This window comes from Microbacterium oxydans (assembly GCF_900095745.1).
GTDB classification, from domain to species: Bacteria; Actinomycetota; Actinomycetes; order Actinomycetales; family Microbacteriaceae; genus Microbacterium; species Microbacterium oxydans_B.
Genome location: NZ_FMIR01000002.1, coordinates 16,042 through 27,015, shown reverse-complemented (window position 1 = coordinate 27,015; position 10,974 = coordinate 16,042). Strand labels below are relative to the sequence as shown.

At 68.5% G+C, this 10,974-nt stretch carries 8 protein-coding genes; 7 read left to right on the top strand and 1 reads right to left on the bottom strand.

Going from position 1 to position 10,974, the window contains the following annotated elements:
* The 6 genes from BQ2383_RS00125 to ilvC all read left to right on the top strand — a co-directional run.
* On the top strand, positions 1-1,256 hold a 1,256-nt coding region (locus BQ2383_RS00125), incomplete at its 5' end, for an alpha,alpha-trehalose-phosphate synthase (UDP-forming) (protein WP_091027446.1).
* A 52-nt stretch (positions 1,257-1,308) separates the two neighbouring features.
* Positions 1,309-2,106, top strand: coding sequence for a trehalose-phosphatase (gene otsB, locus BQ2383_RS00120; RefSeq protein WP_091027445.1), 798 nt, complete (start codon positions 1,309-1,311; stop codon positions 2,104-2,106).
* A gap of 9 nt (positions 2,107-2,115) precedes the next feature.
* The gene (ilvD, locus tag BQ2383_RS00115) at positions 2,116-3,834 is read left to right on the top strand and encodes a dihydroxy-acid dehydratase (protein WP_091027444.1); all 1,719 of its coding nucleotides are present in this window, start codon (positions 2,116-2,118) and stop codon (positions 3,832-3,834) included.
* 51 nt (positions 3,835-3,885) lie between these two features.
* Entirely contained in the window at positions 3,886-5,688 is a 1,803-nt protein-coding gene (locus tag BQ2383_RS00110; protein WP_091027443.1) for an acetolactate synthase large subunit, read from the top strand.
* A 3-nt stretch (positions 5,689-5,691) separates the two neighbouring features.
* Positions 5,692-6,201 (top strand): acetolactate synthase small subunit, encoded by a 510-nt coding sequence (gene ilvN / locus BQ2383_RS00105; RefSeq protein WP_091027442.1) that lies wholly within the window; start codon positions 5,692-5,694, stop codon positions 6,199-6,201.
* A gap of 80 nt (positions 6,202-6,281) precedes the next feature.
* Positions 6,282-7,310: a ketol-acid reductoisomerase gene (gene ilvC, locus BQ2383_RS00100; protein ID WP_091027441.1), complete on the top strand. Its 1,029-nt coding sequence runs from the start codon at positions 6,282-6,284 to the stop codon at positions 7,308-7,310.
* 81 nt (positions 7,311-7,391) lie between these two features.
* Here ilvC and BQ2383_RS00095 read toward each other — a convergent pair whose 3' ends face one another.
* Positions 7,392-10,226: an FAD-binding and (Fe-S)-binding domain-containing protein gene (locus BQ2383_RS00095; protein ID WP_091027440.1), complete on the bottom strand. Its 2,835-nt coding sequence runs from the start codon at positions 10,224-10,226 to the stop codon at positions 7,392-7,394.
* Positions 10,227-10,299: 73 nt separating this feature from the next.
* Between BQ2383_RS00095 and BQ2383_RS00090 the strand changes: the two genes are divergently transcribed.
* Positions 10,300-10,962: a GntR family transcriptional regulator gene (locus BQ2383_RS00090; protein ID WP_091027437.1), complete on the top strand. Its 663-nt coding sequence runs from the start codon at positions 10,300-10,302 to the stop codon at positions 10,960-10,962.
* Positions 10,963-10,974: the final 12 nt, after the last annotated feature.

The following is a 10,974-nucleotide window of genomic DNA, read 5'->3' as shown; positions in this document are numbered from 1 at the left end:
GCTGGGCGGGGCAGGCGGACGTCGAGCTGGCACCGTTCGAAGCCGGTGGCATCGAACTGGTGCCGGTCGCGCTGAGCGCGGAGGAGATCGCGGAGTACTACGAGGGCTTCGCCAACGACACGATCTGGCCGCTGTACCACGACGTGATCGCGCCGCCGCAATACCACCGCGAATGGTGGGACGCGTACGTCAGGGTCAACCGTCGGTTCGCCGAAGCCGCCGCCGCTGCCGTGGCGGAGGAGGGCACTGTCTGGGTGCACGACTACCAGCTGCAGCTCGTCCCGCAGATGGTGCGCGAACTGCGTCCGGACGTGACGATCGGCTATTTCCACCACATCCCGTTCCCGGCTCACGGCCTCTACGCCCAGCTGCCGTGGCGCGATCAGGTGCTGCGCGGGCTGCTCGGTGCCGACGTCATCGGCTTCCAGCGTGCTCAGGACGCCACGTACTTCCTCACGGCGGTGCGCCGCCGGCTCCGCTACGACGTCAAGGGACCGAACGTCTCGGTCCCCGACGGGGAGGGGACCCGCACGGCACTGGCCCGGGCGTTCCCGATCTCCATCGACACGACGCCCTACCTCGAGCTCGCGGCCCGCGAAGACATTCGCGCGCGTGCCGCCGAGATCCGGGCGAGCCTCGGCAACCCGAAGCGCATCCTGCTCGGCGTCGATCGACTCGACTACACCAAGGGCATTCGCCACCGCATCAAGGCCTACGGGGAGCTGCTCGCGGAAGGGCGACTCAACGTCGAAGACGTCACGCTCGTGCAGGTCGCGAGTCCGAGCCGGGAGCGCGTCGACGCGTACGTCCATCTGCGTGACGAGATCGAGCTCGCCGTCAGCCGAATCAACGGCGACACGGACACGATGGGCCACTCCGCCATCCGGTATCTGCACCAGGGCTATCCACGCGAGGAGATGGTCGCGCTCTACCTGGCTGCCGACGTGATGCTGGTGACCGCACTTCGCGACGGCATGAACCTCGTCGCCAAGGAATACGTCGCCAGTCGAGTGGACGATCGCGGAGTCCTCGTGCTCAGTGAGTTCACCGGCGCGGCGGACGAGCTGCGGCAGGCGGTGCGGGTCAACCCGCACGACATCGAAGGGCTCAAGGACGCGATCATGACCGCGGTGGAGATGCCCCCGGCCGAGCAGGGGCGGCGCATGAGATCACTGCGCCGCCGTGTGCTGGACAACGATGTGAACGCCTGGTCCTCCTCGTTCCTCGCCGCGCTGTCCGAGGTGCGCGGACGCTGAGCGCCCGCGGGGCCGCGATACTGGGAAAGAACCCCCTGCGATTGGAGAACCTGTGACGCGCCCCTGGATCCCCGGAACCGATGACGACGACCTGAGCGCCCTGGCGGCTACTCCGCGCCTGGTCGTGGCCCTCGACTTCGACGGCACCGCCTCCCCGCTCGTGCCCGACCCGATGGCCGCGCGCGCACTGCCGGAGGTCGCCGTGCAGGTGGAGCGACTCGCATCGCTTCCCGACACCGTCGTGGCCTACGTCTCCGGGCGCAGCATGCACGACCTGCGCGTCATCACCGAACACACCGACGATTCCGCGATCGCCCTGGCGGGCTCGCACGGCGCGCAGTACTGGTTCCCCGGTGAGGGAGACGCCGAGATCGCGGGCGACATCACCGAAGACGGTTCGCGTGAAGAGCTGTGGGCAGCCGCGAAGCCGATCATCGAGCGCTACGAAGGCGCGGAGTTCGAGCCCAAGACCTTCGGCATGGGCGTGCACACCCGCCGCGCGGACCGCGAGACCGAAGCGCGCGTCTTCGCCGAGATCGACGCCCTCGTCGCCGAGCGCTTCCCGCACTGGCGCCGCCGAGCCGGACACCGCGTGCTGGAGTTCTCTTCGCGCGCAGAGGGCAAGGACGCGGCGATGAGGGCGCTCCGCGAGCGCTTCGATGCCACCGGAATCCTGTTCGCCGGCGACGATGTGACCGACGAGGATGCGATGCGCGTGCTGGAACCCGGCGACCTCGGAGTGCGTGTGGGCCCGGGGGAGAGCGCCGCGGTGCTTCGTGTGGACACTCCACAACAGATCGCCGCGCTTCTGGAGGCGCTCGCGGACGCCCGCACCTCTGCGCAGCAATAGACTTCCGTCATGTCCTCGCATGATCCCTCCAATAGCGCGCCCATCGACATCAAGCCCCGCAGCCGCGTCGTCACCGACGGCATCGAGGCCACGACCTCCCGAGGCATGCTCCGTGCCGTCGGGATGGGAGACGCCGACTGGGACAAACCGCAGATCGGCATCGCGTCCAGCTGGAACGAGATCACGCCCTGCAACCTGAGCCTCGACCGGCTCGCTCAGGGCGCCAAGGAAGGTGTGCACTCCGGCGGCGGCTACCCGCTGCAGTTCGGCACGATCTCCGTCTCGGACGGCATCTCTATGGGCCACGAGGGGATGCACTTCTCGCTGGTGTCCCGAGAGGTCATCGCCGACTCCGTCGAGACCGTGATGATGGCCGAGCGCCTCGACGGCTCCGTCCTGCTCGCCGGGTGCGACAAGTCGATCCCCGGCATGCTCATGGCGAGCGCCCGCCTCGACCTGTCGAGCGTGTTCCTCTACGCCGGCTCGATCGCGCCGGGGTGGGTCAAGCTCTCCGACGGCACCGAGAAGGACGTCACGATCATCGACTCGTTCGAGGCGGTCGGCGCGTGCCGTGCCGGTCTCATGAGCGAAGAGGACCTCAAGCGCATCGAGTGCGCGATCGCCCCGGGTGAGGGGGCCTGCGGTGGCATGTACACCGCCAACACGATGGCGTCCGTCGCCGAGGCACTCGGTCTCAGCCTCCCCGGTTCGGCCGCACCGCCCGCCGCGGACCGTCGCCGCGACTACTTCGCCCACCGCTCGGGCGAGGCCGTCGTGAACCTGCTCCGCCAGGGCATCACGACGCGCGACATCCTCACCAAGGAGGCGTTCGAGAACGCGATCGCCCTGGCGATGGCGCTCGGCGGCTCCACGAACGTCGTGCTCCACCTGCTGGCGATCGCCCGCGAAGCCGACGTCGAGCTGAGCCTGCACGACTTCAACCGCATCGGCGACAAGGTTCCCCACGTGGCCGACATGAAGCCGTTCGGCAAGTACGTCATGAACGACGTCGACCGTCACGGCGGCATCCCCGTGATCATGAAGGCGATGCTCGACGAGGGTCTCCTGCACGGTGACGCACTCACCGTCACGGGCAAGACGCTCGCCGAGAATCTTGCCGACCTCGACCCGCAGCCGATCGACGGCGAGGTCATCCACACGTTCGACAACCCGATCCACGCGACGGGCGGGCTCACGATCCTGCACGGTTCGCTGGCTCCCGAGGGTGCCGTCGTGAAGACGGCCGGCTTCGACGCCGCCGTGTTCGAAGGCCCTGCCCGCGTGTTCGAGCGTGAGCGCGCTGCCATGGACGCCGTCGCCGAGGGCGAGATCGAGCCCGGCACCGTCATCGTCATCCGCTACGAAGGCCCCAAGGGCGGACCGGGTATGCGCGAGATGCTCGCCATCACCGCGGCCATCAAGGGCGCGGGACTCGGAAAAGATGTACTACTCTTGACGGACGGACGATTCTCAGGCGGCACAACCGGCCTGTGCATCGGCCACATAGCACCCGAAGCGGTGGACGCAGGTCCCATCGCCTTCGTGCGCGATGGTGATCTGATACGGGTCGATATCGCAGCTCGCTCTCTCGATCTACTCGTCGACGACGCAGAGCTCGCCTCCCGCCGTTCTGGCTGGGAGCCGCTTCCCCCGCGCTACACCCGAGGCGTTCTTGCCAAGTACTCGCGCCTCGTGCGGTCCGCCGCCGAGGGAGCGACCACCGGCTGACCCGGACGCTCCGGCATCCGGTGTCCTCCACAGATCATCAGAAGGAAAGTCATGACTGCTGACTCCGCCCCGGCTGTGCCGAGGCCGCCCGCCCGTCAATCCTCTGCCCCGGAGATCACCGGCGCCGAGGCCGTCGTCCGCTCGCTCGAGCTGCTCGGTGTCACCGATGTCTTCGGCCTTCCCGGCGGAGCGATCCTTCCCGTGTACGACCCGCTGATGGATGCCAAGGATCTGCGCCACATCCTGGTGCGGCACGAGCAGGGAGCCGGTCACGCGGCCGAGGGGTACGCCTCCGCGTCCGGCAAGGTGGGCGTGTGCATCGCGACCTCCGGCCCGGGTGCGACGAACCTCGTCACCGCGATCGCCGACGCCTACATGGACTCGGTGCCGATGCTGGCCATTACCGGTCAGGTGTTCTCGACGCTGATGGGGACCGACGCCTTCCAGGAGGCCGACATCGTGGGCATCACGATGCCGATCACGAAGCACTCGTTCCTGGTGAAGGACGCGGCCGAGATCCCGGGCGCGATCGCGGCGGCGTATGAGATCGCCGGCACAGGTCGCCCCGGTCCCGTGCTGGTCGACATCACCAAGGATGCGCAGCAGGCGACGGCGCCGTTCGTGTGGCCGCCCAAGATCGATCTCCCCGGCTACCGTCCGGTGACCAAGGCGCACGGCAAGCAGATCCAGGCCGCAGCCACCCTGCTCGCCGAGGCCAAGAAGCCGGTGCTGTACGTCGGCGGCGGAGTGATCCGTGGCAAGGCGTCGGCCGAGCTCCTCGAGCTCGCGGAGTCCACGGGGGCGCCGGTCGTCACCACGCTGATGGCCCGCGGCGCCTTCCCCGACTCGCACCCGCAGCACCTCGGCATGCCGGGGATGCACGGCACGGTCCCGGCCGTGCTGGCGCTGCAGGAGGCCGACCTGCTGGTGTCGCTCGGCGCACGGTTCGACGACCGCGTGACGGGCAAGGCTGCGCTCTTCGCCCCGAACGCCAAGGTCGTGCACGTCGACATCGACCCCGCGGAGATCTCGAAGATCCGCACCGCGGATGTGCCGATCGTGGGAGATGTCCGCGACGTGCTGACCGACCTGGATGCCGCGTTCCGCGGTGCGACGGCCAGCGCGAAGCCGGACATCGAGGAGTGGTGGTCGTACCTCGATGGCCTCCGCACCGAGTTCCCGCTCGGCTACGCGCCGACGACCGACGGGCTCCTCGCTCCGCAGTACGTGATCCAGCGCATCGGCGAGCTCACCGGTCCCGAGGGCATCTTCGCCTCGGGTGTCGGCCAGCACCAGATGTGGGCGGCGCAGTTCATCAAGTACGAGCGCCCCAACGCCTGGTTGAACTCCGGCGGCGCCGGCACCATGGGCTACTCGGTGCCCGCGGCGATGGGCGCGAAGGTCGCAGAGCCGGAGCGTCATGTCTGGGCGATCGATGGCGACGGTTGCTTCCAGATGACCAATCAGGAGCTCGCGACCTGCACGATCAACAACATCCCGATCAAGGTCGCGATCATCAACAACTCCTCGCTGGGCATGGTGCGCCAGTGGCAGACCCTGTTCTACGACGGCCGCCACTCCAACACGGACCTCAACACCGGGCACGGCACTGTCCGCATCCCCGACTTCGTGAAGCTCGCCGAGGCCTACGGCTGCCTCGCGATCCGCGTGGAGAAGGAGGAAGAGGTGGACGCCGCCATCAAGCTCGCGCTCGAGACGAACGACCGCCCCGTGGTGATCGACTTCGTCGTCAGCGCCGACTCCATGGTGTGGCCGATGGTCCCGCAGGGAGTCAGCAACAGCTACGTCCAGTACGCCCGCGAACACGCGCCCGAATTCGATGAGGAGGTCTGAGCCATGTCGACCCACGTGCTGAGCCTGCTGGTGGAGAACACCCCCGGCCTTCTCACCCGCGTCGCGGGCCTCTTCGCCCGCCGCGGCTTCAACATCGATTCGCTCGCCGTCGGCGTGACGGAGGTGCCCGGGATCTCCCGGATCACGGTCGTCGTCGACGTCGACGAGCTGCCGCTCGAGCAGGTCACGAAGCAGCTCAACAAGCTGATCAACGTGATCAAGATCGTCGAGCTCGACTTCTCGACGTCGGTGCAGCGCGAGCACATGCTCGTGAAGGTGCGTACCGACAACGCCACGCGCTCGAACGTGATCGAGGTGGTGAACCTCTTCCGCGCATCGGTGGTGGACTACGCCTCGGATGCGCTCGTGATCGAGGTGACCGGCGACAAGGGCAAGGTCGACGCCATGCTCCGCGCGCTGGAGCCCTTCGGCATCAAGGAGATCGCGCAGTCAGGTCTTCTCGCCATCGGGCGCGGCGGCAAGAGCATCACCGAGCGCGTCCTGCGCGGCTGACCACACCGATCAACACAGTCTTCGCCGCTCCCGGAGTGGGCGAATCCCGACGAAACGCAAAGAACAAGGAGAAACACACAGTGAGCACCGAGATCTTCTACGACGCCGACGCAGACCTGTCCCTGATCCAGGGCAAGAAGGTCGCGATCGTCGGCTACGGCTCGCAGGGCCACGCCCACGCGCAGAACCTGCGCGACTCGGGCGTCGAGGTCGCCATCGCGCTGAAGGAGGGCTCCAAGTCCGCCGCGAAGGCCGAAGAGGCCGGCTTCCCCGTGAAGACCGTCGCCGAGGCCACCGAGTGGGCCGACGTCATCATGATCCTCGCGCCGGACCAGCACCAGCGCATCATCTACAGCGAGTCCATCGCGCCGAACCTCACGGCCGGCAAGACGCTCGCCTTCGCACACGGCTTCAACATCCGCTTCGGCTACATCGACGCGCCCGAGGGTGTCGACGTGATCCTCGTCGCCCCGAAGGCGCCGGGCCACACGGTTCGTCGCGAGTTCGTCGCCGGCCGCGGCATCCCGGACATCATCGCCGTCGAGCAGGATGCTTCGGGCCACGCCTGGGACCTCGCCCTCTCGTACGCGAAGGCCATCGGCGGCACCCGCGCCGGCGTCATCAAGACGACCTTCACCGAAGAGACCGAGACCGACCTGTTCGGCGAGCAGGCCGTGCTCTGCGGTGGCGTGAGCCACCTCGTGCAGGCGGGCTTCGAGACGCTGACCGAGGCCGGCTACCAGCCGCAGATCGCGTACTTCGAGGTGCTGCACGAGCTCAAGCTCATCGTCGACCTGATGTGGGAGGGTGGCATCGCCAAGCAGCGCTGGTCGATCTCCGACACCGCCGAGTTCGGCGACTACGTCTCGGGCCCGCGCGTCATCGACGAGCGCGTCAAGGAGAGCATGCAGGGCGTGCTGGCCGACATCCAGTCGGGCGCCTTCGCGAAGCGCTTCATCGACGACCAGGACAACGGGGCCGAGGAGTTCCTGGCGCTGCGCGCCAAGGAGGAGCAGCACCCGATCGAGGTCACCGGCAAGGAGCTGCGTTCGCTCTTCGCGTGGAAGCAGCAGGACGAGGACTACGTCGACGGCAGCGCTGCGCGCTGATCGGAGTCAAGCCTGACCTGAGTCAGCAAAGAACGGGCGTCCCCTCGGGGGCGCCCGTTCTTTCGTTCCTCTCCCGGCGGGTCAGGGCCGGGTGAGCTCCTCGAGGATCTCGATCACGTGCCGGTAGGGGCGGCCGGTGGCCCTGGTCATCCCGATCTCGCACGTGCGGTTCGCCGAGACGAACGCATCGAAGCTGCCGCGCTCATCCTCCGCGGCAGCGATCTCGGCGGACTCCTGCGCGGTCGCACTGGCGGTGAGTTCCGGATGCAGCATCCCGCGGTCACCGGCGAACGCGCAGCAGCCCCAGCCCTCCGGGATGAACACGTCGTCGGCGACGGCGGCTGCGATCTCGGTGAGAGCGCCCGTCGCCCCGAGGGCGGTCGTCGAGCACGTCGGGTGCACAGCCACCGTCGGGAGCTTCGCCGGCACGGTCAGCCGCGGCAACACCTCACGGGCGACGTAGGTGGTCGCATCCTCGATCCGGAGCCCGGCGTACTTCGGATTCTTCGCCACGGACTGCGCGAGCATCACATCGAGGCCCTCGGTGCAGGATGCGGCGTCGCACACCACGGGGAGCTCTCCCTGGCGGCTCGCCTCCCAGAGGGAATCCAGTACCCGGTCGGACATGAGCCGGTAACCGTCGAGGTGGCCCTTGGATTTCCAGGGCGTGCCGCAGCAGAGGCCGCCGTTCTCCTCCGGGATCACCAGGGGGATCCCGGCGCGGTCCAACAGCTCACGCAGCGCGTCCCTCGATCCCTGGCCCTCGCCCTCCGCGCCGAACATCGTGCCGATGCACGCGCCGAAGAACACGACCTGCGCATCGCTCGGGGCCGCGGGGCGCGGAGGCTTCGACCCGCCGCGGGGGAGTCCCGTGTCGTAGAGCGGGAGCGTGTCGGCACCCAGAACGGCGCGTCCCACCTGGGTCACGCCGCGGACCAGCGGAGCCGGGAGCGCGTCGGCGACTGTGAGGGCGATGCCGCCGGCCCGGGTGACCGTGCTCCAGTGCTTCGCCGCCGTGCCCCAGAGGGCACCCTCGACCGCGTTCGACTGCTCGGCCCGCAGCCGACGAACCAGGTCGCCGGTGTTGATGTCGACCGGGCACGCCACGCCGCACATGCCGTCGACGGCGCAGGTCTGCACGCCGTCGTAGTCGTAGTCCTTCTGCAGGTCCCGCAGCAGCTCGGTGTCGCCCTGCTCTTCGGCCCAGGCCATGTCACGACGGATCACGATGCGCTGGCGCGGGGTGAGCGTGATGCTCTTGCTCGGACACGTCGGCTCGCAGTACCCGCACTCGACGCAGCGATCGACCTCGTTCTCGACTGTGGGAACGCGTTTGAGGTCGTGCAGGTACGAATCGGGGTCGTCGGAGAGGACGACGCCGGGGTTGAGGATGCCGTCGGGATCGAGCAGGCGCTTGATCTCCCACATCATCTCGGTCAACTCGTCGCCGTACTGGCGGCGCACGAACGGCGCCATGATGCGACCGGTTCCGTGCTCAGCCTTCAGCGAACCCTGCTGGGACAGCACGAGGTCGACAAGGTCGTCGGTGAACCGGCGGTAGCGGGCGACGCTGTCGGCATCGTCGAAGCGCTCGTTGAGCAGGAAGTGGACGTTGCCGTCCTTCGCATGCCCGAAGATGACGGAACCCTCATACCCGTGCTCGGCGAACAGCTCGATCAGACGCTCACAGGTCGCCAGCAGGCGGGGGACGGGCACGACGATGTCTTCGAGCAGAGCGGTCGTGCCGGAGGGACGGGCACCGGCCACTGCCGTGTAGAGACCCTTGCGCACATGCCACAGCGCGGCCCGCTCGGCAGCGTCCGTCGTGAGTCGGGGCGCCACGGCCAGGGGCAGCGCCTCGAAGTGCGCCTGGGCGGCGGAACTCGCCGCGGTGAGGGACGCGGTATCGGAGGCGTGGACTTCGACGAGGAGCGCCGCATGCCCCTGGACGTCGATCTCCGCGATCGCTGCCGGGACATCACTCAGCCCCTGTGCCACGCGCAGCGATGCGGCATCCATCAGCTCGATCGTCGCGAGGCCGAGACGCGTCAGGTCGGGGAGCGCGGTCATGGCGGCCGACAGCGTCTCGAACACCAGCAGACCGGTCGCGATCGCCGGACGCACCTCGATCGTGCGGAACCGTGCCTCGGCGACGAACGCGAGGGTGCCTTCGGACCCGATGATGAGGTGCTCGAGGATGCGCACCGGATCATCGAAGTCGAGCAGGGCGTTGAGACCATAGCCCATGGTGTTCTTCATCGAGAACTGCTGCCGGAGGAAGGCGACGCGCTCTGGCGCAGCGAGCAACCGGGCGCGCAGCGCGAGGAGCCCGTCGGCGATCGCCGGTTCGGCGGCGCGCAGCAGCTCGTTCGCGTCCGGGCGTCCGGAGTCGAGGATCGTCCCGCTCGGGAGCACGATCGTCATCGATTCGATGGTCTGGTAGGAGTTCTCGGTGATGCCGCAGGCCATGCCGCTGGAGTTGTTCGCCACGACCCCGCCGATCGTGCACGCGATCTCACTCGCCGGGTCGGGGCCGAGCTTGCGGCGGTGGCGTGTCAGACGCGTGTTGACCTGCCGAACCGTGGCTCCGGGGCCGACGCGGACGAAGGCGCCGTCGTCTTCCACGCGGATGTCGCGGAAGTGACTGCGCGTGTCGACGAGGATGTCGCCGCTGACGCTCTGCCCCGAGAGGCTCGTCCCGCCGGAGCGGAAGGTCATCGTGCGTCCCGCCGCACGCACAGCGCCGAACGCACGGGCGACGCCCTCGGCATCCGCGGGGGAGAGCACCGCATCCGGGATGAGCAGATAGTGCGAGGCGTCGTGAGCGCGGGCGAACCGGTCGATGGAACGGGAGTGGACCTCGGTCGTGGGGCCGAGAAGTTCGGGGTCCAGCGGTTCGGCGAGTGTGGTCGGCACGGTGCTCCTCTGCTCCGTCGAAAGATTGTCAGACAAGTGTACCGACGGTGGCGCGTTTCGTTAGACTATCTGCATGACCACGACCTCGGACGCGCCGCTGGGTGTCGTCGGCGTGGTCGACGCCGTCACCGCTCAGCTGCGCGGACGCATCCTCCGTGGCGAGATCGGCTCCGGTGCGCCGCTCACGGAGTCGGCGGTGTCGCAGACGTTCGGCGTGGCCCGGCCGAGTGCGAAGGCGGCCATCGAACAGCTCGTCGCCACCGGACTCCTGGTGCGCACCGCTCACCGAAGCGCACGAGTGGTCGGGATCGACTCCGACACCGTGCGCGACGTGTACCGCACACGCGTGCGGCTGGAGAGCGCGGCGCTGCGCGAACTCGCCGTGACCAGGAGTGTTCCCGACGCCGCCCGCGACGCCAACGCCGAGATCCTCGCGATGCCCGCCGGCCCCGACCCGGCCACCGTCGACCCCGATCTGCGCTTCCATACCGCGCTCATCGACGCGCTCCGGAGTGAGCGGACCGGTCGGATGTACCGCAGCGTCCTCGACGAGGTGCGGCTGTGCATGGCGCAGGTGCAGGGTCGCCGGCTGCTCGATGCCGCGGTGATCGCGGCCGAGCACGCCGACATCCTCGACGCGGTCGAGTCAGGGGAGGGCGAGCGTGCTGCTGCCCTTCTCGATGCGCATCTCTCGTCGGCCGAGGAGAGGCTCGTCGAAGCGCTCGACGCCGACTAGCGACCGGAGATC

What these genes read in the sequence shown, in the direction of transcription:
- ilvD (WP_091027444.1), top strand. Translation starts at nt 2,116, where the DNA reads ATGTCCTCGCATGATCCCTCCAATAGCGCGCCCATCGACATCAAGCCC.
- BQ2383_RS00110 (WP_091027443.1), top strand. Translation starts at nt 3,886, where the DNA reads ATGACTGCTGACTCCGCCCCGGCTGTGCCGAGGCCGCCCGCCCGTCAA.
- ilvN (WP_091027442.1), top strand. Translation starts at nt 5,692, where the DNA reads ATGTCGACCCACGTGCTGAGCCTGCTGGTGGAGAACACCCCCGGCCTT.
- BQ2383_RS00090 (WP_091027437.1), top strand. Translation starts at nt 10,300, where the DNA reads ATGACCACGACCTCGGACGCGCCGCTGGGTGTCGTCGGCGTGGTCGAC.